At 64.6% G+C, this 26,587-nt stretch carries 19 protein-coding genes, 1 other RNA gene and 1 pseudogene; 11 read left to right on the top strand and 10 right to left on the bottom strand.

Going from position 1 to position 26,587, the window contains the following annotated elements; all coding sequences use genetic code 11:
- Positions 1–52: 52 nt before the first annotated feature.
- The 7 genes and pseudogenes from J9892_RS04230 to J9892_RS04200 form a co-directional block, all read right to left on the bottom strand.
- A pseudogene (locus J9892_RS04230) lies at positions 53–2,960 on the bottom strand (DUF748 domain-containing protein).
- Positions 2,961–3,231: 271 nt separating this feature from the next.
- Entirely contained in the window at positions 3,232–3,645 is a 414-nt protein-coding gene (locus tag J9892_RS04225; protein WP_010674587.1) for a MerR family DNA-binding transcriptional regulator, read from the bottom strand.
- Positions 3,646–3,699: 54 nt separating this feature from the next.
- Positions 3,700–4,671 carry a hydroxymethylglutaryl-CoA lyase gene (locus tag J9892_RS04220; protein ID WP_010674588.1) on the bottom strand — a complete coding sequence of 324 codons (972 nt, stop codon included), beginning with the start codon at positions 4,669–4,671 and terminating at the stop codon, positions 3,700–3,702.
- Complete coding sequence (locus tag J9892_RS04215) at positions 4,668–6,632, bottom strand: biotin carboxylase N-terminal domain-containing protein (RefSeq protein WP_104452894.1); 1,965 nt, start codon at positions 6,630–6,632, stop codon at positions 4,668–4,670. The genes J9892_RS04220 and J9892_RS04215 overlap by 4 nt, the downstream gene beginning before the upstream one ends.
- A 109-nt stretch (positions 6,633–6,741) precedes the next feature.
- On the bottom strand, positions 6,742–7,590 hold the full coding sequence (locus J9892_RS04210; RefSeq protein ID WP_161648157.1) for an enoyl-CoA hydratase-related protein: 849 nt from the start codon (positions 7,588–7,590) through the stop codon (positions 6,742–6,744).
- 9 nt (positions 7,591–7,599) lie between these two features.
- Positions 7,600–9,216 carry a carboxyl transferase domain-containing protein gene (locus J9892_RS04205; protein WP_010674592.1) on the bottom strand — a complete coding sequence of 539 codons (1,617 nt, stop codon included), beginning with the start codon at positions 9,214–9,216 and terminating at the stop codon, positions 7,600–7,602.
- Positions 9,213–10,361 (bottom strand): isovaleryl-CoA dehydrogenase, encoded by a 1,149-nt coding sequence (locus J9892_RS04200; RefSeq protein WP_010674593.1) that lies wholly within the window; start codon positions 10,359–10,361, stop codon positions 9,213–9,215. Before J9892_RS04200 ends, J9892_RS04205 begins: the two co-directional genes overlap by 4 nt.
- Before the next feature lie 257 nt (positions 10,362–10,618).
- On the opposite strand from J9892_RS04200, the gene J9892_RS04195 reads away from it, so the two are divergent.
- The 11 genes from J9892_RS04195 (at position 10,619) to J9892_RS04145 (ending at position 22,992) form a co-directional block, all read left to right on the top strand.
- Entirely contained in the window at positions 10,619–12,130 is a 1,512-nt protein-coding gene (locus J9892_RS04195) for a CoA-acylating methylmalonate-semialdehyde dehydrogenase (protein ID WP_210538009.1), read from the top strand.
- Positions 12,131–12,209: 79 nt separating this feature from the next.
- The gene (locus tag J9892_RS04190) at positions 12,210–13,367 is read left to right on the top strand and encodes an acyl-CoA dehydrogenase family protein (protein ID WP_104452896.1); all 1,158 of its coding nucleotides are present in this window, start codon (positions 12,210–12,212) and stop codon (positions 13,365–13,367) included.
- A gap of 118 nt (positions 13,368–13,485) precedes the next feature.
- The gene (locus J9892_RS04185) at positions 13,486–14,277 is read left to right on the top strand and encodes an enoyl-CoA hydratase (RefSeq protein ID WP_210538008.1); all 792 of its coding nucleotides are present in this window, start codon (positions 13,486–13,488) and stop codon (positions 14,275–14,277) included.
- Positions 14,278–14,355: 78 nt separating this feature from the next.
- Positions 14,356–15,456: an enoyl-CoA hydratase/isomerase family protein gene (locus J9892_RS04180; RefSeq protein WP_161470447.1), complete on the top strand. Its 1,101-nt coding sequence runs from the start codon at positions 14,356–14,358 to the stop codon at positions 15,454–15,456.
- A 27-nt stretch (positions 15,457–15,483) separates the two neighbouring features.
- Positions 15,484–16,404: a 3-hydroxyisobutyrate dehydrogenase gene (gene mmsB / locus J9892_RS04175; protein WP_210538007.1), complete on the top strand. Its 921-nt coding sequence runs from the start codon at positions 15,484–15,486 to the stop codon at positions 16,402–16,404.
- A gap of 71 nt (positions 16,405–16,475) precedes the next feature.
- Positions 16,476–17,237, top strand: a complete 762-nt coding sequence (locus J9892_RS04170) for an SDR family oxidoreductase (protein ID WP_210538006.1) — start codon at positions 16,476–16,478, stop codon at positions 17,235–17,237.
- 366 nt (positions 17,238–17,603) lie between these two features.
- Positions 17,604–19,040, top strand: a complete 1,437-nt coding sequence (arcD, locus tag J9892_RS04165; protein ID WP_010674600.1) for an arginine-ornithine antiporter — start codon at positions 17,604–17,606, stop codon at positions 19,038–19,040.
- A gap of 91 nt (positions 19,041–19,131) precedes the next feature.
- The gene (locus tag J9892_RS04160) at positions 19,132–19,920 is read left to right on the top strand and encodes a sulfite exporter TauE/SafE family protein (protein WP_045524789.1); all 789 of its coding nucleotides are present in this window, start codon (positions 19,132–19,134) and stop codon (positions 19,918–19,920) included.
- A gap of 102 nt (positions 19,921–20,022) precedes the next feature.
- Positions 20,023–20,119, top strand: an RNA gene (gene ffs / locus J9892_RS04155) — signal recognition particle sRNA small type.
- A gap of 590 nt (positions 20,120–20,709) precedes the next feature.
- Positions 20,710–21,495 (top strand): MetQ/NlpA family ABC transporter substrate-binding protein, encoded by a 786-nt coding sequence (locus tag J9892_RS04150; RefSeq protein WP_134996771.1) that lies wholly within the window; start codon positions 20,710–20,712, stop codon positions 21,493–21,495.
- A 183-nt stretch (positions 21,496–21,678) separates the two neighbouring features.
- Complete coding sequence (locus J9892_RS04145) at positions 21,679–22,992, top strand: FAD-binding oxidoreductase (RefSeq protein WP_210538005.1); 1,314 nt, start codon at positions 21,679–21,681, stop codon at positions 22,990–22,992.
- 60 nt (positions 22,993–23,052) lie between these two features.
- Here the strand turns inward: J9892_RS04145 and yjfF are convergent, their stop codons facing one another.
- From yjfF to J9892_RS04130, 3 genes are read right to left on the bottom strand one after another with little or no spacing between them, the layout of a single operon-like run.
- Positions 23,053–24,063 (bottom strand): galactofuranose ABC transporter, permease protein YjfF, encoded by a 1,011-nt coding sequence (gene yjfF, locus J9892_RS04140; protein WP_210538004.1) that lies wholly within the window; start codon positions 24,061–24,063, stop codon positions 23,053–23,055.
- Positions 24,056–25,075: a galactofuranose ABC transporter, ATP-binding protein YtfT gene (gene ytfT, locus J9892_RS04135; protein WP_045524792.1), complete on the bottom strand. Its 1,020-nt coding sequence runs from the start codon at positions 25,073–25,075 to the stop codon at positions 24,056–24,058. The genes yjfF and ytfT overlap by 8 nt, the downstream gene beginning before the upstream one ends.
- Position 25,076: 1 nt before the next feature.
- On the bottom strand, positions 25,077–26,435 hold the full coding sequence (locus J9892_RS04130) for a sugar ABC transporter ATP-binding protein (RefSeq protein WP_246876615.1): 1,359 nt from the start codon (positions 26,433–26,435) through the stop codon (positions 25,077–25,079).
- Positions 26,436–26,587 lie beyond the last annotated feature (152 nt).

The following is a 26,587-nucleotide window of genomic DNA, read 5'->3' as shown; positions in this document are numbered from 1 at the left end:
TTGGGCCATATGCCGTCGGGGCAAACAAGAGGGGCATCCGGCGGGCGCCGGATCAGTTGTCCAGAGTCAGCACCACCTTGGCTTCCTTGTCCGTCTCCTTCACCTGGCTGTCGAGCACGAAGAGGCGCTCCGGCGCGATGCCCTGGGTATCCACCAGATACTCCTTGGTGTTCTGGGCGCGGCGCATGGCGAGGTTTCGCAGGGACTTGGCGGTGATGAGCTGCTGATCCCGTAGCAGGAGCACCGCCTGGGCGCGCAGGGCCTCGCTCCCTTCATCGAGTCGCAACCGGTCGGCCAGATCCCCGAGATCTTCGTTGAACTTAGCTTCATAGGCCTCTGCCAGTGCGGACTGCATGGCGGGATCCTGCTCCAGCAGCGTCAAATCCACCGGGCTGCCGGTGGTCTTGGCCAGCAGCCGCTCAAGCTTCTGGCGCTGGAGGATGGGGCGCTCTTCGTTGAAGTTGACCTTGCCGCGAATGTTCATGCTGAGCTTGGGCCTCTCCTTGAGGGCCTGCGCGAGGGTGGTCAGCTTGGTCTGCTGGGTCGGGGTCAGGGCGGGATCGCCAGGTAGGAAGGGGAGCTCGTCGAGATCCTTGGTGCCCCCCGTCAAGGACGCAAGCAGGGAGAAGGGGGAGGTGATGGCCTTGCCGAGGGTATTGCCGAGCACGTCCCAGAAGATGTTGCCCAGGCTGAAATCAGGCTGATCCAGATTGCCCTTCACCTTGAGGTTCATCTTGATGACGCCGTTCGAATCGCTCAGCAGGGCGATGGCGAGGCCGAGGGGCAGATCCTTGGCCTGCTCGCTCTTGACCTTCTCCCCGAGTTGCAGCTTCTTGATGGTGATGTCGTTGTCCCCCTCCAGCCGGTTGCCCTGCAGCTTGTAGTTGAGTTTCATGGAGAGCTGCCCCTTGTCGATGGCATAGCCTGCATAGGTGCTGGAGTAGGGGGTGAAGGTGGTGAGCTCCAGATTGTTGAAGGCCACGGCCACATCCAGCACGGGATCCTCGATGAGCAGGTTGGCGCCCCCCCGGATGGTGACGGGGGCGTAGCGGTCCACCTTGCCGTTGAAGGCGAGCTCGGAGCGCTGCCCCGGGGTGTTGCTGATATGGCGGCTCTGGCCGTCGAGGGAGGCGATGTCCACCACGAACTCCGGGCTCAGGCTGCGATCGGCGAAGCGCAGGTTGCCCTGGGCGGTACGGATCTGATCGATGACGATGTGCGGGGCGGGGGCGCTCTCCCTGGCGTTCGCGGCGGGTTGCGGCAGCAGCAGTTGCTGCACGTTGGTGATCCCCTCTTCGTTGATCTCGATGCGGGCATAGGGTTTGCTCAGCAGGATGTCGGCGATGCGCAGTTGCTGGCTCAGGCCATCATAGTGCAGGCCGCTCAATTGCAGATTCTCTATCTGGAGCAGGCGCTGGTTGTCGGCCCGATCCAACACGTTGAGCCCCGCGACCTCGAGTCCACCGCTTATCTCCAGCTTGCTGATGGCCCCCTGGCGGTCGGTGGCCAGGTCCAGCCTGGTGCGGCTGGCAAGCTCGCCGTCCCGTACGCTGATGCGCAGCAGATCCTGCAGGTAGGGTTGAGCCAGGGTCAGCGGCAGCCCCTGCTGGCGGATGGCGCCGTTCAGGGTGAAGGGGGTCAGCCCCAGGGTGCCGTCAAACGCCACCGTCGTCCTGGTGTCGAGGGTTGCGTTGAGGGTGAGGGGGCTGGGTTGGGCGGTCTGGCTGCCAAGGGGCCCCAGGGTGAGGGCGAGGGCGGAGATGGCCCGTTTCAGGGGCTTGCCGCTGGTGGCTTCGGTCAGAGTGAGGCTGCCCTGGTCGATGCGGGTCTGCTTGAGGGCCCATTGCCAGGGCTTGGCGGGGGTGGCCGGTTGTTTGCCCCCCTTGGGGGTCTTCTGGGGGATCAACAGGTCCGCGAGATCCAGTTGTTGCTGTTGGTCGAGGACGGCGGTGATGGCCGGGCTCTTGAGGGTGGCGGCATCGAGCTCAAGGCGCTGCTTGTTGCCATCGATGCGGATCCCGGTCAGCGCCAACTGCTTGAAGCGGGCAAATTCCTCCCCCTTGTTGCGTGTGAGCTGCCAGTTGGCCAGGGTCAGCTTGCCCTTTGACAACTGCCAGTCCAGTCCCTGCTTGCCCTGGGTGAGGCGATAGGCGAGCTCGGCGCTGGCCTCCCCTTTGGCGAGGGTCGCCTTGAGATAGGGGGCCCAGAGGGGGGGCGAAGGGGGCGATGGCCACCTTGCCAAGGCTGAGGTTGCCCTTGCCGGCGCCGCTCATCATGTCGAAATCCCCTTCGGCCTTGAGGGGGCTCTTCTCGTTGACGGTGGCGCACAGGCGATAGGGGTTGAGCACCCCGTCTGCGCTGGAAAAGCCGGGCAGGTGCAGGGCGAGCTTGTCCAGGGTGAGGGGCGGGACCCACCCCGGGCTGCTCTGCTTGCGGCTGTCCCGGTAGCTGAGCCGGCCCTGCTCGACGGACAGCTTGCCGATGGTCACCAGCACGGGCTCGGCGCTAGCTGGCGGTGTTTGCTCCGGCGCAGGGGCGAGCAGGGAGGCCAGTGCATCGGTCAGGTTGAAGCGTGCCTCCCCCTTGAGATCCTCGAGGCGCACCATATCTGCCCTGGGGGCGGTCAGGGTGGCCTCTTCCAGTACCAGGGCGCGCTGCTGCCAGCTCGCTTTCAAGGCGGGAATGAGCTTCAGCTCTTCAAACGACACCAGCGCTTGCTGCTGGTCATCGAGCAGGGCGCTGGGCCCCAGCACGAGGGAGGGGGAGCGGATCCCCACCTCTATCTTGCCAAGGGAGAGGTGCAGACCGTAATGGGTGGCAAGCCAGCCGGGGAGATGGCGCTGGATGAGGGTCGGCGCCTGCCAGAGCAGGATGGTGATGCCGATGAGCAGGAGCGCGAGAAGATAGAGGGCATAGCGCAGCAGACGAGCGGGCAGAGGCTTGAGCATGATGGTCTCCATTTGATGCGCATATGGTAGCAATTAATCGTGCCCGGTTCATGGGAAGGACTCATGAGGTGCGCCGCACTCTGACCGGGCTGGGGAATTATTGTGCGACCAAGGCCGGATTTCCCCCGTTTGCCCCACCTCGCCGCTTGCCCAAACCGCCCAGTCTGTCCGGCATGCCGTGACGGGCGATGTGGGGAACAAGGGGGTTGCCGGGTCAGGGCCTGCCACTGCGAATATCCACTGGAAAACCGGGATACCGGGGGCGAGATACCCCCAGAGTCTGTCAATCCCCGTCGGTTTTCAAGCCGCCGAGGGAGTGGATGCAGCGCTGCTCGGCGGCATCGAGCTCGGCCATCACCATCTGGATGTCCTCCAGTTGCTGGCGCAGGGAGTGGCGTCTGGCCTCGATGAGCTGGATCATGGAGTGAAGCTGCATCCGGCTGGAGCGGTCGGTGTCGTACATGTCGAACAGCTCGCGGATCTCCGCCAGGCTGAACCCGAGGCGCTTGCCGCGCAGGGTCAGTTTCAGGCGGATCCTGTCCTTGTGGCTGTAGATACGGGTCTGCCCCTCCCGGGTCGGGGTGATGAGCCCCTCGTCCTCGTAATAGCGGATGGTGCGGGGGGTGATGTCGAACTCCTGGGCCAGCTCCGAGATGCTGTAGGTCCTCTCCTTGCCACTGGCGTGTCTGGCTCTCATGGTGCGCCCTCCTGATGAGCTGGCGGGGTCCTGGCCCCGCGGCAAGGGCCGGGTTCATGATGCATGATGGCCTCCCGGGGGGCGCTGCTCACGCTCTTGTGCGAAGCGCCGCCCCCTCCCGTGCAGGGCCTGGCCGACCCGGGAGCCGTTGGGGCGCCCCAGCAGCTCGCTCACCCACTGGCCGGTGGCGGCCAGCTGGTCGAGGTCGACGCCGGTGCTCATGCCAAGGCCGTGCAGCAGATAGACCACCTCTTCCGACGCCACATTGCCGGAGGCACCGGGGGCATAGGGGCAGCCGCCGAGCCCGGCCACCGAGCAGTCGATGGTGCGGATCCCGCGCTCGAGCGCCGGCAGCAGGTTGGCCAGCCCCTGGCCGTAGGTGTCGTGAAAATGAACCGCAAGCCGGCCCGCCGGGATCTCGTGCAGCACCGCATCCAGCATGGGAGCCACGGTGCCCGGGGTGCCGACGCCGATGGTGTCGCCGAGGGATATCTCATGGCAGCCCAGATCCAGCAGCCGCTCGGCAAGGGCGGCGACCCGTTTCGGGCGGGTCGGGCCGTCGAACGGGCAGGCGATGACGGTGGAGAGGTAGCCGCGCACCTTGATGCCGAGGCTGCGCGCCTCCTGCACCAGGGGAGCGAAGCGCACCAGGGACTCCTCCACGCTGATGCCGATGTTGGCTCGGGTGAAGCCGTCCGAGCAGGCGGTGAAGAGACCTATCTCGTCGGCGCGTGCGGCGACGGCGGCCTGCAGACCCTGCAGATTGGGCACCAGGGCGCCATAGCGGGTCGGCCCCCTGCGCGGCAGGGCATTAAAGAGTGCGGCGGAATCCGCCATCTGCGGCACCTTCTTGGGCGACACGAAGGCCCCCACCTCGATGCGCTGCAACCCGCTCTCGGCCAGGTGGGCGATGAGCGCCAGCCGCTGCGCCAGGGAGAGGGTGGCGGTCTCATTTTGCAGGCCGTCCCGCGGCCCCATCTCCACCAGGCTGACCTTGTCGTCCCGGTTCTCGTGCGTGTGGCTCATGAGCGCTCCTCCTGCGCGGTATGGTCCTCGGCAAAGCGCACCAGCACGGCGCCCTGGCTCACCTGTTCGCCCTGGCGGCACTGCAGGGCCTCAATCACCCCGTCCCGGTCAGCTTTGAGGACGTGCTCCATCTTCATTGCCTCCAGCACCAGCAGGGGTTGCCCCTTGCTGACCGGCTGGCCGGCCTCGACCTGCAGCGCCACCACGATGCCGTGCATGGGGGCCAGGATGCCCGGGACATGGCTCGTGTCGTGATCATGGTGGAGCTGATGATGCTGATCATCGAGCGAGAAGCGGATGCGCCTGCCCGCCAGGTGCAGCAAATAGGCGTCCTCGCCGAGGGGCTGCACCGGATAGCGCTGCCAATGTCCACCCTGGCACAGGCGGATCTGTTCTGACCCGAGTTCAAACGGGATCTGCTCGCCTTGCCAGAGTAGGCTGCCTGCCCGCTCGGCGAGGGTGAGAGTGCGGGTCTCCTCGCCGATGCGCACCGTGGCGCAAAAGCGGCGGGTGGGGCCCAGCCGAAAGCCTGCGGCCTGCTGCCAGGGGGAGGCATCGCGCTCGCAAGTGGCGAGCCAGAGGGTGGCGAGGGGCCAGGCGAGCGCAGGAACGGGCAGGGTGTCGGTGGGAATGGGCCACTGGGTGTGGTGGCGCATCGCCAGCACCTCTGGCGCTTCGCACAGGCGCTGCAGGAGCGGGCCGTTGTGCACCAGAGGGCCGAGATCCAGGGCTGCCAGGGCATCGGCCAGGGTGGCAAAGGCTTCGCTGCGGCTCGGTGCGTGGGCGACGAGCTTGGCGATCATGGGGTCGTAATAGGGGCTCACCTCATCGCCAGCGGTGACGCCGGTGTCGATGCGCACCCCCTTGGGCCAGGTGAGCCAGTGGATGGGGCCGCTCGCTGGCAGAAAACCGGCGGCCACGTCTTCGGCGTAGAGGCGCGCCTCCACCGCGTGGCCACGCAGCACCACCTGTTCCTGGGTGAGGGGCAGCGGTTTGCCCTCGGCCACCGCCAGCTGCCAGGCCACCAGATCCTGGCCTGTGATGGCCTCGGTAACCGGGTGCTCCACCTGCAACCGGGTGTTCATCTCCATGAAGAAGAACTCCTCCCCGCAGAGCAAAAACTCGATGGTGCCCGCCCCCCGATAGGCGATGGCCTTGGCCGCCGCCACGGCCGCCTCGCCCATGGCGCGGCGCAGGGCAGGGGAGATGTCGGGGGCGGGGGCCTCCTCGATCACCTTCTGGTGGCGGCGCTGCAAGGAGCAGTCCCGATCCCCCAGATAGATTGCGTTGCCAAGGGCATCGGCAAAGACCTGCACCTCCACGTGACGGGCGCGGGGGAGATAGCGCTCCAGCAGCACATGGTCGTCGCCAAAGGCGGCACTCGCCTCCCGCTTGACCGCCGCCAGGGCGTCGTCAAAGTCGGCCAGCTGATCGACCCGCCGCATCCCCTTGCCACCGCCGCCGCTGGCCGCCTTGATAAGGAGCGGGAAGCCCACCCGGCTCGCCTGATCGCGCAAAAAGTCGGGATGCTGATCCGCGCCGTGATAACCGGGCAGCACGGGGACGCCGGCTGCCTGCATCAGCCCTTTGGCCCCCGACTTGTCCCCCATGGCGAGGATGGCGGCGCCGCTTGGGCCGACAAAGCGCACGCCCCGCTGCTCGCAGGCGGTGGCAAAGTCGCTGTTCTCGGAGAGGAAACCGTAGCCCGGGTGGATGGCGTCGGCATTCGCTTCTTTGGCAATCTTGAGCACCTTGCCGGTGTCGAGGTAGCTCTCCCGGGCGGGGGCCGGCCCCAGATGCCAGGCTTCGTCGGCTTCGCGCACGTGCATGGCGCGGGCATCGGCGTCCGAGTAGAGGGCGATGGTGTGAATGCCGAGGCGCCGTGCTGTCTTGATGATGCGCACGGCGATTTCACCGCGATTGGCGATCAGCAGGCGCTTGATGGGAGTGTGATGGGTCATGCTGCCTCCCTGTTGTTCAAGGCGCACAAGTGCGAAGCGTGTTGATCCACACTCCCGTTATATTGACCACAGTTGGCGATCAGCAGGTGCTTGATGAGGTGGTATTGAGTCATGCTTCGTCCTTGAAACGGGGGCGCCAGGTTGGGGGGCGTTTGTCGAAGAAGGCCTGGATCCCCTCCTGGGCCTCGAGACCGACCCGTACCCGGGCGATGGTCTCGACGGTCTGCTCTTCGTGCTGGTGGCCTGGGCGCCCTTCGAGGGCGGCCAGCAGCCGCTTGGTCTCCTTCATCGCCTGGGGGCCGTTGCGACACAACCGCAGGGCCATGGCGCGTCCCTCCGCCAGCAACTGATCAGGCTGGCTGAGCCTGTGCACCACGTTGAGTCGGCAGGCGGTGATGGCATCGAAAGGCTCTGCGCTCAGCATGTAGCGGCGGGCCTGGCGCATCCCCATGGTGCGCACCACGTAGGGGCTGATCACCGCAGGCACCAGTCCCAGGGTCACCTCGGAGAGGCAGAAGCGGGCATTTTCGCTGGCCAGCACGATGTCGCAGGCGCAGACAAGGCCTAAGGCGCCGCCGTAGGCGGCCCCCTGCACCAGGGCTACCGTGGGGAAGGGCAGCTCGTCCAGTGCCTGCATCAGGTGGGCCAGCACCCGGGCGTCCTCGCGATTCTTGTCAAAGGCGCGGGGGTCGAACGCTTCCCCTGCCATCTTGCGCATCCACTCGAGATCGGCGCCCGCGCAAAAATGCGGCCCCTCGGCGCGCAGCAGCAGCACGTGGGGGCGGTCGGCGAGGGGCTGGCCGTGGGTCAGCTCGTCGAGGCAGTCGAGCAGCCCTTGCATCAGGTCGGCATCGAGGGCGTTGTGACGGGCCGGGCGGGCGAGCACCAGCTCGATCACCGGGCCGTGGCGCTCCAGGCGAAAATGGGCAAGGGGATCGTTGAAGAGCGGGTCTGACATATGAACTCCTTACATCCGGAAGATGCCGTACTGCCCGGGGCCCGGCTCGGCCCCCTGGCAGGCCGCCAGCGCCAGGGCGAGCACGGTGCGGCTCTGGGCCGGGTCGATGACGCCGTCATCCCACAGGCGAGCACTGGCGTAATAGGGGTGACCCTGGCGCTCGTACTGCGCGATCACCGGGGCGCGAATGGCGGCCGCCTCCGGCTCGCCCAGAGTCTTGCCCTCGGCGGCCAGCTTGTCCCGGCGCACCTGCACCAGCACCCCGGCCGCCTGCTCGCCCCCCATGACGGAGATGCGGCTGTTGGGCCAGCTGAAGAGAAAATCCGGTTCATAGGCGCGCCCGCACATGCCGTAGTTGCCGGCACCGAAGCTGCCGCCGACGATCAGAGTGATCTTGGGCACCCGGCTGCAGGCCACGGCGGTCACCAGCTTGGCGCCGTGCTTGGCGATCCCCTCTTTCTCCGCCGTACTCCCCACCATAAAGCCGGTGATGTTTTGCAGAAACAGCAGCGGGATCCCCCGCTGGTTGCAGAGCTGGATGAAGTGGGCCCCCTTCTGGGCGCTGTCGCTGTGCAGCACGCCGTTGTTGGCGAGGATCCCCACCTGCATGCCCTCAATGCGGGAAAAACCCGTCACCAAGGTAGTGCCGAACAACGCTTTGAATTCGTCAAACACAGAGCCATCCACTAGTCGGGCGATCAATTCTCGTGCGTCATAGGGGCGCTTGAGACTGGTGCCCACCAGGCCGTAGAGCTCCTCGATGGGGTAGTGCGGCTCATCATAGGAGGGAGCGGATGGGGCGGGTGACGCCGCCGTCTGGTTGTCACCCAGGTTGCTTACCAGGGTGCGGGTGATGGCCAGGGCATGGGCATCGTCCCTGGCCATGTGATCCGCCACCCCGGAGTGGACGCAGTGCACCTCGGCGCCGCCCAAGGCTTCTGCGCTGATCTCCTCACCGGTGGCGGCCTTGACCAGGGGCGGGCCCGCCAGAAAGAGGGTGGCCTGTTCCCTGACCATGATCGACTCGTCCGCCATGGCGGGCACGTAGGCACCCCCGGCGGTACAGAGTCCCATCACCACCGCCAGCTGGGGGATGCTCTGGGCCGACATGCGAGCCTGGTTGTAGAAGATGCGGCCAAAATGCTCCCGGTCGGGGAACACCTCGTCCTGCATGGGCAGGAAGGCACCGCCGGAATCCACCAGATAGAGGCATGGGAGGCGCAGTCGCTCGGCAATGGCCTGGGCGCGCAGGTGCTTTTTCACCGTGAGGGGGTAGTAGGTGCCGCCCTTCACGGTGGCGTCATTCACCACCAGCATGCACAGGCGCCCCGAGACCCGTCCGATGCCGGTGAGGATGCCGGCAGCGGGCACCGGTTCGTCATAGACCTGCCAGCCAGCCAGCGCCGACAGTTCGAGAAAGGGGGAACCCGGGTCCAGCAGCTGGTCGATGCGCTCCCGGGGCAGCAGCTTGCCACGGGCCTGGTGGCGGGCCTTGTTGGCAGCACCGCCGCCCAAGGCTATCTCCTCCAGGCGGGCATTGAGATCGTCGACCAGTGCCTGCATGGCGGCACGATTGGCCTCATAGTCGGGGCTCGCGGTGTCGAGACGGGAGTGGATCCTGCTCATGCATTATCCCCCATCAGCTCGCGGCCGATGAGCCAGCGGCGGATCTCCGAGGTGCCGGCGCCGATTTCGTAGAGTTTGGCGTCCCGCAGCAGGCGGCCTGTGGGGTATTCGTTGATGTAGCCGTTGCCGCCGAGCAGCTGGATGGCATCGAGGGCCATCTGGGTGGCATTTTCGGCGGCAAACAGGATGGCGGCGGCGCAATCCTTGCGGCTGGTGCGGCCCTGATCGCAGGCGCTCGCCACCGAATAGACCAGCGCCCGGCTGCTGGCGAGACGGGTATACATGTCGGCGAGCTTGCCCTGCACCAGCTGGAACTCGCCGATGGCCTGGCCGAACTGCTTGCGCTCGCGCACATAGGGAAGCACCACGTCCATGCAGGCCTGCATGATGCCAAGGGGGCCTGCTGCCAGCACCACCCGCTCGTAGTCGAGCCCGCTCATCAGTACCTTGACCCCGCCGTGCAGGGGACCCAGCAGGTTCTCCTGCGGCACCCGGCAGTTGTCGAACACCAGCTCGCAGGTACTGGATCCGCGCATGCCGAGCTTGTCGAGCTTCTGGGCGGTGGAAAAACCGGGAGTTCCCGCCTCGACGATAAAGGCGGAAATACCTTTGGGCCCTGCAGCGGCATCGGTCTTGGCATAGATGACGAAGGTGTCGGCATCGGGCCCGTTTGTGATCCACATCTTGTTGCCGTTCAGCACGAAGTGATCCCCCTCGCGCACCGCGGTGAGGCGCATGCTCACCACATCGGAGCCGGCACCCGGCTCGCTCATGGCCAGCGCCCCCACGTGTTTGCCGCTGACGAGGGAGGGCAGATATTTCGCCTTCTGATCAGGGGTGCCGTGGCGGTGGATCTGGTTGATGCAGAGGTTGGAGTGAGCGCCGTAGGAGAGGCCGACCGAGGCGCTGGCGCGGCTCACCTGCTCCATCACCAGCACATGGGCCAGATAGCCGAGGTTCACCCCGTCATACTCCTCCGCCACCGTGATGCCGTGCAGCCCCAGCTCACCCATGCGGGGCCAGAGATCCCGGGGAAAAGCGTTGCTCTGATCGATCTCGCTGGCGCGCGGTGCGATCACTTTCTGGCAGAAAGCCTCGACCTGTTCGGTCAGGGCCTGGAGGGTTTCATCCATCAGGGCATGCATCCGTGCTCTCCTTGGTGCAGTGGACTGCCGATTTCCCCTGCCATCAGGGTGATGACTGGTCAGTCCATTCGTGATTCAAGTTTACGTTAGCGTAAACGTAAATTGATTGTTAGTCTAAGGTAAATTCGATGGCAGCCCGCCGCAAGGGGCTACCCGGGCAGAGGAGCGCAAGGAGTGAACAGGATGTGCAACAGCAACATGGATGTGGCCGGCCTGCAGTGGCCTGCCATCGCCAGCCAACGGGCTAGGAGGGGGGCATGAGCCAGCATCACACCCAGTACGGGGATCTGCCGCTCTACATCGGTGGCGAGGCGTGTCCGTCCGCAAGCGACGAGTGGATAGAGGTGACCGACCCGGCGGACCAGCATCTGCTGGCGCGTGTGCCGAAAGCTACCTCTGCGGAAATTGAGCTGGCGGTGCGCGCCGCCCACGACGCCTACCTGCTGTGGCGGGAGGTGCCGGCCCCCGAGCGGGCCCGGGTCATGTTCAACTACCAGCATCTGTTGAAAGTGCATCACGACGAGCTGGCGACCCTGCTGGCCCAGGAAACCGGCAAGAACCTGGCGGATGCCAAGGGGGATGTGTGGCGCGGCATCGAGGTGGTGGAGCAGGCCTGCGGTATTGCCAGTCAGACCCTGGGGGAGACCATGGGCAACGTGGCGCGCCGGGTGGATGGCCACTCCTGGGTGCAGCCCCTCGGGGTCTGCGTCGGCATCACGCCGTTCAACTTCCCAGCCATGATACCGCTGTGGATGTTCCCGCTGGCGGTGGCCTGCGGCAACGGCTTTGTGCTCAAGCCCTCCGAGCAGGATCCCCTCACCCCCATGCGCCTGGCCGAGCTGTTTACCGAGGCGGGGGCCCCCAGGGGCATTCTGTCGGTGGTGCACGGCGGCGCCGAGCAGGTGGATGCGCTGCTGGCCCATCCCGATGTCAAGGCAGTCAGTTTCGTGGGCTCGGCCCGGGTCGGCGGCCACGTCTATCGCAGCGCCACGTCGCAGCTCAAGCGCGCCCAGTGTTTTGTCGGCGCCAAGAATCACATGGTGATCATGCCGGATGCCAACAAGGCGCAGGTGCTCGGCAACTTGGTGGGAGCCGGAGTCGGCGCCGCCGGTCAGCGCTGCATGGCCATCAGCGTGGCGGTGTTCGTGGGGAGCACCAGGGAGTGGATCCCCGAGCTCGCCGCCGAGTTCGCCAAGGTGAAACCCGGTGTCTGGCACGATCCCGAGGCCGCCTACGGCCCCCTCATCAGCCCGGAGGCGAAAGTCAGGGTGGAGGGGCTTATCGAGGCGGGGATTGCCGAGGGAGCCGAGTGCCTGCTGGACGGCCGTTTTTGCGACGTCCCCGGCTACCCGGTGGGCAACTGGGTGGGGCCGACCCTGTTTCGCGGCGTGACCCCCGAGATGCGCATCTACAAGGAGGAGATCTTCGGGCCCGTGCTGGCCTGCCTCGAGGTGGGGAGCCTGGATGAGGCGCTTGCCCTCATCAACGCCAACCCCTATGGCAACGGCACCTCCCTCTTCACCGGCTGTGGCGCCGCCGCCCGCAAGTTTCGCCACGAGGTGGCGGTGGGCCAGGTGGGGATCAACGTGCCCATCCCGGTGCCGCTGCCGTTCTTCTCCTTTACCGGCTGGCGCGGCTCCTTCTACGGGGATCTGCACGCCTACGGCAAGCAGGCGGTACGTTTTTACACCGAGACCAAGACGGTGACGGAGCGCTGGTTCGACGAAGACATTCCCAGCGGCCCCAATATGACCATTCAGCTGCGCTGACGGCAGGTTGCCCACTTTGCCCGGGTGCCCCCATTGACAGCAACGGATCGACGGAACAAGTACAAAGGAAGCGAACAAGATGGATTTTACCCTGACCGAATCCCAACGGGCCTGTGTCGAGTCGGCCGGCGCCTTCGCCGATCTGGCGCTCAAACCCCACGCCGCGCGCTGGGACAGGGAGCACGAGTTCCCCATCCCCACCATCAAGCAGGCGGCGGCGTTGGGCCTGTGTGGCCTCTATACCCCGGAGCAGTATGACGGTCTGGGCCTGAGCCGGCTCGATGCCAGCCTCATCTTCGAACGCCTCGCCATGGGCTGCACCTCCACCACCGCCTATCTCACCATCCACAACATGGTGAGCTGGATGCTGGGCAGCTGGCTGCCTGCCGAGGTGGCCGCGGAGTGGGTACCCAGGCTCGCCAGCGGCGAGCTGCTGGGATCCTACTGCCTCACCGAGCCGGGGGCGGGCTCCGACGCTGCGGCCCTCAAGACCCGCGCCGTGCGCGATGGCGCGGATTACCTCCTCGACGGCAGCAAGGTGTTCATCTCGGGCGCCGGCAGCACCGACGTGCTGGTGGTGATGGCCCGCACCGGTGGTGAGGGGGCCAAGGGGATCTCTGCCTTCATGGTACCGGCCCAGACCCCCGGCGTGAGCTACGGCAAGGCGGAGGAGAAGATGGGCTGGAACAGCCAGCCGACCCGGGAGGTGAACTTCAATGCCGTGCGCATTCCCGCTCGCTTCCGGCTGGGGGAGGAGGGGGAAGGGTTCAAGTTCGCCATGCAGGCGCTCGATGGGGGGCGCATCAACATCGCCAGCTGTTCGCTGGGCACAGCCCAGCAGGCTCTCAACGATGCCCTGGCCCATGTGCAGCAGCGCCAGCAATTTGGACACCCGATCAGCGAATTCCAGAGCGTGCAGTTTCGCCTGGCCGACATGGCCACCGAGCTCGCTGCCGCCCGCCTGCTGGTGCGCCAGGCGGCCGCCAAACTCGATGAGGGCAGCCCGGACAAGAGCGCCTGGTGCGCCATGGCCAAGCGTTTTGCCACCGACGTGGGGCACCGCATCTGCGACGACGCCCTGCAACTCTTTGGCGGCTATGGTTATATCCGCGAGTATCCGCTTGAGCGCTATCTGCGCGACACCCGGGTGCACCGCATTCTGGAAGGGACGAATGAAGTGATGCGGCTCATCATCGCCCGCCGCCTGCTGGCCGACCCCGGCCTGTCGCTGGAGTAGCGGGAGTAGCCTGCCCTGAGGACGCAGTCGGCGCGTCCTCAGGCTTTGTGAGCCAGGTGCAGGTTGGCTCCATTCAACCCTGTCATCATGGGGCAGTTTTTTTGACAAGGACAACGCAATGACAAGGATCAGGCTCGAATATCACGGCCACGTGGCCTACATCACCCTCGATCACCCACCCGCCAACACCTGGACGCTCGCCAGCCTGGAAGCCTTCTTGCAGATGATGGTGGAGCTGGATGGTCGCCCCGACGTGGTAGCCCTGGTGATCCGCGGTGCCGGAGAGAAATTCTTCTGCGCTGGCGCCGATCTCAAGATGTTCGCCGACGGCAGCCTGGCGTATGCCCGCGAGGTGGCCGAGGCCTTTGGCCACGCCTTCGAGGCGCTGGCCCGCTTTCACGGGGTCAGCATCGCCGCCATCAACGGTTATGCCATGGGAGGGGGGCTCGAAGTCGCGCTGGCCTGCGACATCCGCATCGCCGAGCAGCAGGCCAAGCTGGGGTTGCCGGAGGCCTCGGTGGGCTTGCTGCCCTGCGCCGGCGGCACCCAGCGCCTCACCGAGCTGGTGGGGCCGGGCTGGGCCAAGCGGATGATCCTCTGCGGCGAGAAGGTGAGCGCCACCCTGGCCTACGAGATGGGGCTGGTGGAGGAGGTGGTGACCGAGGGGCACGCCTGGGAGGCGGCGCAGCAGATGGCCCAGCTGGTGGAGCGCCAGAGCCCGAGCGCCCTGCGCGCCTGCAAACAGCTCATCAATCAGGGGCGAAGCACCCACAGGGACGCGGCGCTGCCACTCGAGCGCAGCCTTTTTCTCGCCCTGTTTGACGATGCCAACCAGCGCGAAGGGGTGGCGGCCTTCCTCGAGAAGCGGGCTCCGCGCTGGCGTTACGACCAATCCAAACCGAAAGAGTGAGGGAGTGAAGAATGAATGAGGTAATGATGGCGGCCCGCCATGTCGCAGGGGCAGATACCCGGTCTGCGGGGGCTGCCCATGAGTGAGCCCGTGCGCATCGAGACCCGCCCCACGGCGGATGGTGGCCACATCGGCATCCTCACCCTGGACAGCCCCGCCTCCCTCAATGCCCTGAGCCTTGAGATGATCCAGTTGTTGCAGGGGGCGTTGACCCGCTGGGAGCAGGATCCGGCCATCGTCTGCGTGCTGTTGCAGGGGGCCGGCGAGAAGGCATTCTGCGCCGGTGGCGACATCCGCTCCTTTTATTACCGCAAGCAGGAGGGGAGCGAGTCGGCACTGTTTGGCTATGCCCGCGACTTCTTCGAACAGGAGTACCGGCTCGATCACCACATCCACTGCTACGGCAAGCCCCTTGTCTGCGTGGCGGACGGCATCTGCATGGGGGGCGGCATCGGTCTCTTTGCCGGGGCCGGGTTCCGGGTGGTGACCGAAAAGAGTCTGTTCGCCATGCCGGAGGTGACCATAGGCCTCTATCCGGACGTGGGGGCCAGCTGGTTTTTGAGCCGGATGCCGGGGCGGCTCGGACTCTGGCTTGGCCTCACCGGTGCCCGCTTCAACGGGGCGGATGCCATCGGCCTGGGGCTCGCGGATCATGCCATGGGGAGCCGCGAGCGGGTGGAACTGCCGGTGCGCCTCGCCGCCCTCGACTGGTCTGCAGGCGACCCCTGCGAGCAGATCGAGGTGCTGCTCACCGATTTGCAGGAAGCCCCTGGTCAGGCATTGCCGCCTCCCGTACTGCTGCCCCACCAGGCCCGCATCGATGCGCTGTTGGCTGGCCGCTCTCTGCAAGGGGTGCTGGCACGCCTCGAGGGCGCCGAGCTGGACGAACCGGCGCTGACTCAGGGGCGGGAGACCTGCCTTCGCGGCAGCCCCATCAGCCGCGCCATTCTCTGGCGCCAGTTCTGGCAGGCACGGCGCCAGTCCCTGGCCGAGGTGTTTGCCGACGAGTTGGCCCTCTCGGTCAACTGCGTACTCAAAGGGGATTTTGTGGAAGGGGTACGGGCCCTGCTCATCGACAAGGACAAATCACCCCGCTGGCAGGCCCCGCAGGCGGGGGAGGCCTGGCTGGATGCCTTCTATCGCTGGCCCGAGGGTGACAACCCCTTGCGCCCCCGCTGACGTGCGATCACACACAAGGAGCACACCATGACAAGGATTGGGTTTATCGGGCTTGGCAACATGGGGGGCCCCATGGCCGCCAACCTGGCCAGGGCGGGGCACAGGGTGCAGGTGTTTGATCTGGTGCCCGAGAGCCTGACCCGCGCCATCGAGGCCGGCTGCCTCGCCACCGGCAATGCCCGGGAAGCGGTGAGCGGCTGCGAGCTGGTCATCAGCATGCTGCCAGCGGGCGAGCACGTGCGCAGCCTCTGGCTGGGGGAGAGTGCCGGTGAGCGGGGCGGCCAGGATCTGCTGACGGCCCTGTCGCCCGGCGCCCTGGTCATCGACTGCTCCACCATAGACGTGGCCTCGGCCCGTCAGGTGGGGGCGGCGGCGAAGGCGCGCGGCATCCGTTTTCTCGATGCACCCGTCTCGGGAGGCGTGGCCGGTGCGGCGGCGGGCACGCTCACCTTCATCGTCGGCGGCGAACAAGCGGATTTTGAAGCGGCCAGACCCGTGCTCGCCTGCATGGGGCAGAACCTGTTTCACGCCGGGGCCCTCGGCGCTGGCCAGATCGCCAAGATGTGCAACAACATGCTGCTCGCCATCCACATGGCGGGCACCGCCGAGGCGCTGGCGCTCGGGGTCAAGGAGGGGCTGGATCCCGCCGTGCTCTCCACCATCATGGGCAAGAGTTCGGGCAACAACTGGAGCCTTGAGCGCTACAACCCCTGGCCCGGGGTGATGGAGAACGTGCCGGCATCCCGTGGGTATACAGGGGGCTTTATGACCCGGCTGATGGTCAAGGATTTGGGGCTCGCCATGGCGTTGGCGGAACATGCCCACAGCGCCGTGCCCATGGGGGCCCTGGCCCGCAACCTCTTCAACCTGCACGGGAGCCAGGGCCAGGAGAACAAGGATTTCTCCAGCATCCTCGAGCTCTATCGGGATAAAACTGCGCCGGGTTAAGGGCCGTTATCTACCTATTTACCCGATAGTCTTTGACTCGACAGTCACCGGCCATCTCACCAGGAGCATTTATGGATATCACACAAAAAGTTATTGCCATGACGGGGGCGGGCAGGGGGCTCGGGCGCGCCATCGCCCTGAGTCTGGCGGAGCAGGGGGCGCAACTTGCGCTCATCGACGTCAACCGCACCGATCTGGAGGTGACCGAGGCGGAGGTGCGCAGCCGTGACGGCCGCTGCGCCCTGTTCGTCTGCAACGTGGCAAGCGAGCCGGAGGTCGAGGCGACCTTCACCGCCATCAAGGATCAGTTCGGTGCCCTGCACGGTCTCGTCAACTGTGCCGGCATCCTGCGCGACGGCATGCTGATCAAGGTGAAGGAGGGGGCACTGACGGAGAAGATGAGCCTGGCCCAGTGGCAGAGCGTCATCGACGTCAACCTCACCGGCACTTTCCTGTGCGGGCGCGAGGGGGCGGCGCTGATGGCCATCGGCGGGGAGGGGGGCGTCATCATCAACATCTCCTCCATCGCCCGGGCTGGCAACATGGGCCAGAGCAACTATGCCGCCAGCAAGGCGGGAGTGGCCTCTCTGGTGGTCACCTGGGGGAAGGAGCTGGCCCGTCACGGCATCCGGGTGATGGGCATCGCCCCCGGCGTCTTTGCCACTGACATGACGGCGGCGATGAAACCCGAAGCCATGGCCCGCATGCAGCAGGCCATCCCGGTAGGCACCCTGGGGCAGGCGGCGCAGCTGGCCCAGACGGTGCAGTTCATCCTTGCCAACGACTATCTGTCGGGGCGGATGATCGAGCTGGACGGCGGCTTGAGGCTCTAGTCCCCCCCTGCATATACCCTTTCTGACGCCCCTCCTGCAGGGGCGTTTTTGCAGGGGAAAGGCCCCAGAGCAAGGGTGCATAGCCATGCAGGTCCGCTTTTTGAAAAGCGGGGCGACATCATGAAAAGTCGTGAAATATCAACGGGTCTTTCTTAATTTGAACCAGCTCACAGGCACCCCGGATCAGTGCTGTAAAATTGCGCGCGGTCAAGGCGGCTCATGATTGACGGCAAGAGGGATTGCGGCCGGAATAGTCATGCAATATAGTTGCCGCCTTTTTCACGGGGTACGGATTTTTAGCCCCTCCCATGTCGCGCGCTGTATGAATACGGATGCTCAGCCGCCGCCTAATAAAACAGGTTTGAGATGGACAAGAAACTGGGGCTGGGTGCCCTCATTTCGCTGGTGATCGGCTCCATGGTCGGTGCCGGGGTTTTCAGTCTGCCGCAAAACATCGCAGCGCACGCCAGTGCCGGGGCCGTCGCCCTGGGATGGGCCATCACGGGGATCGGCATGATCTGCCTCGCCCTGGTCTACCAGAATCTCTCCATGCGTCGACCGGATCTCGATGGCGGCATCTTCAGCTACGCCAAGGCAGGGTTCGGGGATTTCGTCGGCTTCAACGCCGCCTGGGGTTACTGGCTGTGCCAGCTGCTGGCCAACGTCTCCTACGCTATCGTGGTGTTCAGTGCGCTGAGCTACTTCTTCGACACGCCGGACAATGTCATCTTCGGTGACGGCAATACTCCGGTCGCCATCACGCTCGCTTCCCTGCTCATCTGGTCGGTGCATGCCCTGGTGCTGCGCGGCATCCAGGTGGCGGCGCTGGTGAACATCGTCACCACCATCGCCAAGATGGTGCCCCTCATCGTCTTCTGCGTAGCCATCCTGCTCGCTTTCAACATGGAGACCTTCACCCTGGATCTCTGGGGGCAGGGGAGTCCCGAGCTCGGCTCCGTGATGGATCAGGTCAAGTCCACCATGAAGGTGACCCTCTGGGTCTTCATCGGCATCGAGGGGGCCGTGGTGGTCTCCGCCCGTGCCCGCCATCGCAAGGACGTGGGCCGCGCCACCGTGCTGGCGCTGCTCGGCGCCCTGGCGCTCTACGTCATGGTGACCCTGTTCTCCCTGGGGGTCATGAACCAGCCGCAACTGGCGGCCCTCAAGAACCCCTCCACCGCCATGATCCTGGAAGCCGTGGTCGGCCCCTGGGGCGCCTGGCTCATCAACATCGGCCTGGTGATCTCGGTGATGGGGGCCCTGCTGAGTTGGACCGTGCTGGCGGCGGAAGTGCCCTACATCGCGGGCAAGACCGGGGTCTTCCCGGCCTGGTTCGCCAAGGAGAACAAGAACGGCTCCCCCAAGGTGTCGCTCTGGTGCTCCACCTGCCTGGTGCAAATCTTCCTCATCATCATCTACTTCCAGAACAGCACCTATCTGGCGCTGGTGAACATTGCCACCTCGGCGGCCCTGGTGCCCTATGTCTTCTCTGGTGCTTACGGCCTCAAGCTGGCGTTGAAAGGGGAGACCTACGCGGGCCAGCCCCATCAGCGCAAGCGCGACCTGCTGCTGGCCCTGGTGGCCACCGTCTATGGCTGCTGGCTGGTCTATGCCGCGGGGGTGGAGTACCTCTTGCTGGTGGCACTGCTCTACAGCCCGGGGATCTTCATCTACTGGAAGGCGCGCCAGCACCACGGCCTGCGCAGCCTCAATCGGCTGGAGCAGGGGATGACGGCAGCTCTGCTCGGCTGCGCCGTGCTGGCGTTCTACAAGGTGATGGACGGTACCATTCCCCTGCATTAATCGGCACAATAAAGAGATGGCAAGATGCCATCTCTTTTTTATGGATAATGGCGGTCAAGTTGACCGCTGTTTCGTTATTGAAGGAATGTTTATGCTGTTTGTGGGCTATCTGGTGTTGGGCGCCTTCGCGGGCATGCTGGCCGGGCTGTTCGGTATCGGCGGTGGCCTCATCATCGTCCCCGTGCTGGTCCTGAGTTTTCACGCACAGGGCGTGGCGCCGGAGATCATCACCCATCTGGCCCTCGGCACCTCGCTGCCCACCATGATCTTCACCGGTTTCAGCTCCCTGCGTGCGCACCAGGAGGCAGGAGCGGTAGACTGGGGGATGATTCGGCGCCTGGGCGCCGGCATGCTGGTCGGTGCCTGGCTCGGCGGCATGACCGCCAACCTGCTGAGCGCCAGCACTCTCAACATCATCATCGGCTGCTTCGCCTGGACCATGGCCCTGCAGATGGGGCTCAATCTGAGGCCAAAAGCGGAGCGACACATGCCGGGCCCCCTTGGTACCGGGATCGCCGGCACCGTCATCGGCTGGATGTCGGCCTTGTTCGGCATCGGTGGCGGCTCGCTGACCGTGCCTTACCTCACCTGGAATTCGGTGCCCATGCGCAACGCCGTGGCTGCCTCCGCCGCCTGCAGCATGCCCATCGCCCTGGCAGGCAGCCTCAGCTACCTCTATGCCGGTTGGGGAGACGTCGATCTGCCCGAGTGGAGCGTCGGATTCATCTATCTGCCGGCCCTGCTTGGCATCGTGCTCACCAGCACCCAGTTTGCCCGTCTGGGCGCCAGACTGGCACACCGAATGTCACCCCGGCGGCTCAAGCAGGCCTTTGCCCTGCTCATGTTGCTGGTGGGTGCCAAATTCATGCTCTTTAGCTGAACCCTTGGCCAGATTGTTGAAAAATAAGGCGAACGGCTCGCGCAGCGGTAGAAAGCCGTTGCATTGAGGGGCCAGTTTGCCTATTCTCCTCGCCGGTGGTCCTATTGGTCCTCTCGCATTGATAACCCGTCGACCTGGTCAGGACCGGAAGGTAGCAGCCAAGGCGGGGGACTCGAGTGCCGGGATGTGGCTGGTAGGGCCACCACCTGTTTCTGCCATTCAACAAGTTACAGCTAATACCCCCTTCAGACCTCTTGGTAATCCACTTCATGTGGATGAATCAGGAGTCTTCAAAGTGAATCTCTGGCTCAATCCACACGGCAGCTGATACTACCGGAAAGTCACCAGGCACCCCTGTGGTGGTCGTAAAGCGTGCTCGTTGTAGCGATCAACAATCCCTGCAAACCCGCGACAAGCTGATGGCCCGTGCGGCGGTAGCCAAGTGGCCTGCGCCATCTCCTGGTGTGCTCCCCATTCCCTGTTGCCTTGGTCATCCGTCGGTGTTTGCCGGTCGTGCCCGTGCAGACCGTCAATACCCTCTCTTCGGCCTTGCCTGTTTCCTCGCTGGGCGGAAAGTCGACATGGGGAGTTCCAGCAACTGGTGTCGGCCGTCATCGGCGTACCACATGGCGGAAATAAAAGATTGAAAATAGCCCCTGGCATCGGGCTATTTCATTGATCCCGGCATTCGTCAATTTTGGTATATCCAAGGGATATCTTGTGCTTTGTACTCCTTGCATCGACCCCGTAATCTCGGGGGCGTCATCATTTATTAACAAGGAAAAAGCCATGTTGAAAACCATATTTAAATTGACGCCTCTGGTTGCCGCCATCATGTCAGGATATGCCAGCGCCGGGGAAACCATCCGGCTGGGGATAATGAGCGGCGAAGATGAAGATGTGTGGAAAGTTGCCTCGGTACAGGCCAAAAAGCAGGGGCTGGATATCGAGCTTATCAAGTTCAATGACTATATTCTGCCCAACGAGGCGCTGGAGAATGGCGAAATAGATGCCAATGCATTTCAGCACAAACCCTACCTGGACAATCAGGTGAAGAGCCGTGGCTACCATATCGTGCCGGTCGGCAATACGGCGGTGTGGCCCATCGGCCTGTATTCCAAGAAATTCAATGCGGTCGGTGACTTGCCGGAGAGGGCCATCATAGGGGTGCCCAACGATCCCAGCAATGAAGGGCGTGCGCTGCGGGTGCTGGCGTCGGCCGGGGTCATCAAGCTGCGTCCCGGCTCGGGCATATTGGCGACCACTACGGATATTATCGACAACCCCAAGAAATTGCAGATAAGGGAGCTGGATACCGGCATCATAGGGCGCTCTCTGGAGGATCTGGATGCCGCCGTGGTCAATACGGACTGGGCATTGAAATCCGGCTTGAGCCAGCAGCAACGTATTTATTCCGAGACGGCAAAAGAGAATCCTTACAATAATTTCATCGCGGTCAAAAGCGGCAATGAAAGCGCCCCCTGGGTGAAAACTCTGGTGGCATCCTATCAAAATGAGCAAGTCAAGGCTGCGCTGGAAAAATACTATAAAGGGACGGCTATCCCTGCGTGGTAATTAATACCGGTGCTCCATCACTGATGATTTATTGGTTATGGATACTGCCTTCTATCGGGGCCGCCTTCTCACCGGAGCGCAGTCCCCTATTTTGGGTGGCCGCACAGTGCGGCCATTTTGCAAGACAACCTGAGCCGGTACTCGACCGGGCCCTTGCAGACAAAGACATGAGCAGGATGCGCCATGAAGTTCCGTTATTTTCCCCGCACTGAAGAGATCAACGGTTGGGCCGCCATCTTGCCCGAGCGGGTGCCCAGCGCGCCGCTGAAGGGGGTGGTCCAGGGGGACTGGGTGGTGGTGGGGGCGGGCTATGCCGGGCTGGCCTTTGCCCATGTGCTGGCCGAGCATCAGCCACAGGCCCGCATCGTGCTGCTGGAAGCGGGTGTGGTGGGGGACAACGCCGCCGGGCGCAACTCGGGGTTTGCCATCGATTTGCCCCACAATATCGGCAGCGGCACCGCCGAGCTGGCCAAGGCCAGCCACTATCGGCGACTGCTGAAAGGGGGACTGGCCCAGCTGGCGCACTGGGTCAGCCGGTATCGCATTGATTGCGACTGGCAGCAGAGCGGCAAGTATCACTGCGCCGTCAAGGCCGGATCCGCCGGGCTGCTCAAACAATACGCCCATGAGCTGGATCTGCTGGACGAAGGCTATGAGTACCTGGAAGGGGCCGCCCTCTCGGCCCGTCTCGGCACCGGCTTTTACCACTCGGCCATCTATACCCCCAATACAGTGCTGCTCAATCCGGCCGCTCTGGTGCAGGGGCTTGCCGACAAGCTGCCGGGAAATGTGACCCTGTATGAGCGTAGCCCCGCCTTGCGGGTGGACAGCGCAGGCGGCGTTCGTATCACCACGCCCCATGGGGAGGTGGTGGCGAGCAAGGCCATGTTTGCCATCAACGGCGGCGCGGGTCAGCTGACCCCCTTTGCCGGCAAGCTTGCCTCCCTGGTGACCCATGCCACCCTGACCGAGCCGCTGACGCCCAAGCAGCGGGCCGGGCTGGGGGACATTGCGCCCTGGGGACTGACCCCGGTCAACGCCATCGTCGGCGCTACCTTTCGCTACACCCGGGATCACCGCATCCTGATCCGCCAGCATGTCGCTCATGCGCCGACACTGCACAGCCGTGCCGGGACCAATGAGGCCATGGTTCGGCGTCACCGCCAGTTGCTGCTCTCCCGCTTTCCCGCGCTGGGGGAGGTGGCCTTCGCCCATAGCTGGTCCGGGCTCATCAGCGTGAGCCGCAACGGGGCGCCGCTGTGGGGCCAGTTCGGCCCGGATCTCTACGCCGCGCTGGGATGCAACGGGGCTGGCATTAGCAAGCAGACCATGGCGGGCAAGGCGCTGGCCGATCTGGTGTGCGGGGTGGAGAGCCCCTGGGGCGAGCAGATGCGCGCCCTGGGCACGGCAAGCTATCTCCCGCCACGGCCCTGGCTGGATCTGGGGGTGCAAGGCTATCTCTGGAAAGAGCGGCTGCTGGGGGCTGGCGAATACTAGCGCCTGGTCACCATGGGGGACCTGCCCCTGGCTGAGCAGGGGACAGGTTGTGTGACGGTGTCAATCAAGCTGGGCGGCGGCAACCTGGCGCTTGAAGGGACCTGGCTTGTTGGCTTTGCGGTGTTCCGAAACCAGGATCAGCAGGCGCTGCAAGGCGATGAAGCTGAACAGCAGCAGGCCGATGATGATCTTGGTCCACCAGGAGCTGAGGGTACCGTCGAAGTTGATGTAGGTCTGGATCAACCCCTGGATCAGCACCCCGAACAGGGAGCCTAAGACGGTGCCCACCCCGCCGCTCAGCAGGGTGCCGCCGATGACCACGGCGGCGATGGCATCGAGCTCCACCCCGACGGCGGCGAGCGGATAGCCCGCCGAGGTATAGAGCGCGAACACGATGCCTGCCAGGGTCGCCAGGGTGGTGGAGAGCAGGTAGATGCGAATGGTGGTGTGGCGCACCGAGATCCCCATCAGGGCCGCCGAGGTGGCGTTGCCGCCGATGGCGTAAACGTTGTTGCCAAAGCGGGTGCGGTTGGCGAGCAGTATGCCGAAGACCACCACCGCCAGCATGATGAGGGCCAGCAGGCTCAGGCGACCACCCCCCGGTATCTTCCACGACAGGCTCGACAGATAGGTGAAGCTGGGGTGATCGATGGGCAGGGACTGCTCGGAGATGAGAAAACTGGCCCCCCGCAGGAAGAACATGCCCGCCAGGGTGATGATGAAGGCGGGGATCTTCAGGGTGTCGATGAGCCAGCCCATGAGGGCGCCAAAGCCTGCTCCGAGCACCAGCACCAGAGGGATGGCCAGCACGGGGCTGACGCCCAGCTTCCCGATGAGGGTTGCCAGCAGCACGCCGGTGAAGGCGATGACGGCCCCCACCGACAGATCGATGCCCCCCGAGAGGATGACGAAGGTCATGCCCACCGCCACTATTCCCAGAAACGCGTTGTCCGTCAGGATGTTGCAGATGATGCGGGTGGACATGAAGGCAGGGAAGGAGGCCAGGCAGAGTAGATAGCCCAGCACGAAGACCATGATGGTCACCATCAGGGGGAGGTTGCGTTTAAACATGGCGAGTCCCTCGCTGGAAGAGGTGGTTGAGGGCCGGTGATTGCATGACCAGCACCGCCAGCACCACCAGGGCCTTGACGATCTGGTTCCACTGGGGCTGGTAGCCGGAGAGCAGGATCCCGGTGTTCACCCCCTGGATGATCAGTATGCCGATCAGGGAGAGGGCGAGGTTGAAGCGCCCCCCCATCAGGGAGGTGCCTCCTATCACCACCGCCAGAATGGCGTCCATCTCGAGCCAGAGCCCGGCGTTGTTGGCATCGGCACCCCGGATGTCGGCGGCGACTATCATGCCGGCGACGGCGGCCATCATGCCGCTCAACAGGTAGGTGGCGATCACCACCATGGGGGTGTTGAGCCCGGCGTTCTTGGCGGCCTTGATGTTGATCCCCACCGCTTCGATGAAGAGGCCTAGGGCGGTGCGCTTGGTCAGCAGCCAGAGCAGCAGCGCCATGCCCAGGGTGATGATGACCGGGGTGGGCAGATAGAAGAGGGAGCCGCTGCCGATCCAGGCGAGGGCGTCGTTGTTGAAGGTGATGATCTGCCCCTCGGTGATGAGCTGGGCGATGCCCCGGCCCGCCACCATGAGGATCAGGGTGGCGACGATGGGCTGGATCTTGAACACCGCCACCAGCAGGCCGTTCCACAGGCCGCACAGAAGGCCCACCCCGATGACGGCGGCGAAGATGACCGGCAGGCTGTGACCGCCGGTGGCCAGGCTGGCCATGGTGGCCCCGCTGATGGCCATGACGGCGCCCACCGACAGGTCGATGCCGCCGGTGGCGATCACCAGCGTCATGCCGAGGGAGAGCAGGGCCACCGGGGCACAGCGGTTGAGGATGTCGATGAGGCTGCCAAACAGCCGCCCATCCTGGATGTGGATGGCGAAGAAGTTGTCGGCGACCAGGGCATTGATGAGCAGCACGCACACCAGGGCGGCGCACTGGGCCGAGCCCGTGGGCCACTCTCTGCGGGCGCGCGACCCCTTGGTGAGGGGGAGGATGGATGACGTCATATCAGGCCTCACATGCAATGGCGTTCATGATGGCAGGGACGCTCAGGGCGTCCGTCGCAAGCTCTGCCACCTGTTTTCTGTCACGAAGGACGATCACCCGATCGGCATAGCCCACCAGCTCCTCGAGCTCGGAGGAGATGACCAGCAGGGCCAGCCCGTTGGCGCAGAGGGATTCGATGAGGCGGATGATCTCGGCGTGGGCCCCCACGTCGATGCCCCGGGTGGGCTCGTCCAGGATCAGGAACTGGGGTTTGGTGAGCAGCCAGCGGGCGAGCAGCACCTTTTGCTGGTTGCCCCCGGAGAGAAACTGGATGGGCTGCTCCGGTCCCGGGGTCTTGATGGCCAACTGCTCGATGAGGCGGGCGGTGATCTCGTCCTGTTCCTTGCGAGAAAGGGGATGCAACCAGCCCCGCTGGGCCTGCAGGGCCAGCACCATGTTCTCACGCACCGAGGCCGAGGCGATGATGCCGGCGCTCTTGCGATCCTCCGGGCAGAAACCAAAGCCGTTGGCGGCCGCCTGGCGTGCAGAGCGGATGGTCACCGGCTTGTCCCGCACCCGGCACTCGCCGCTGTCGCTCGGCACTATGCCGAACATCAGCTCGGCGGTCTCGGTACGACCGGACCCGAGCAGGCCAGCGAGGCCCACTATCTCCCCGGGCATGACGTCGAGACTGAAGGGGGTGATGACTCCCCGCTTGCCATAGTCCCTGAACGACACCATGGGCTGGTTGCTGCGCAGTGTCTTGCCCGCCCGCTTGAGGGCATTGTCGTCCAGCTCGCGTCCCAGCATCATCTTGACCAGCTCCAGTTGTGGCAGTGCCTGGGTGTCGCGGGTGCCGACCAGCTCGCCGTTGCGCAGCACTGTGATGCGATCGCTGATGGCGTAGACCTGATCGAGAAAATGGGTGATGAAGATGAGACTCACCCCCTGATCCCGCAGGCGCGTCATCAGGGAGAAGAGCATCTGGACTTCGCTGGCATCCAGGCTCGCGGTGGGCTCGTCCAGGATCAGGATCCTGGCGGAGAGTGACACCGCCCGGGCGATGGCCACGATCTGCTGCATGGCGACCGAGTAGTGGTCGAGGGGCAGGGTGACATCCATCTCGAAGCCGTGGCTGGCCATGATGGCGCTGGCCTGCCGGGTCATGGCGCCCCGGTCGATGAAGCCGAAACGGCGTGGCTCGTGGCCGATGAAGAGGTTGTCCGCCACCGACATGTTCGGCAGCAGGTTGACCTCCTGATAGACGGTGCCTATCCCCAGACGCTGGGCATGGGCGGTGTCCGTCGGGGAGATGGGGACGCCATCGAGTTCGATACGGCCGGCGTCTCGCTGATAGACACCGGTGAGGGTCTTGATCAACGTGGACTCATGTACAGGATCTTTAGCTACAACCAATTGAAATAGATAGAAAAAAGGCTTCGTTTGTGATCTGATTTAATCGCAAAAAAAAACCGACACGCCCGAAGCCATGACTATTATCAATGCAACCCAGTACCTCAAGCAACTTCTTA

Source organism: Aeromonas sp. Prich7-2, assembly GCF_017939255.1.
Lineage (GTDB): Bacteria > Pseudomonadota > Gammaproteobacteria > Enterobacterales > Aeromonadaceae > Aeromonas > Aeromonas caviae.
This window is presented reverse-complemented; position numbering and strand designations above follow the sequence as displayed.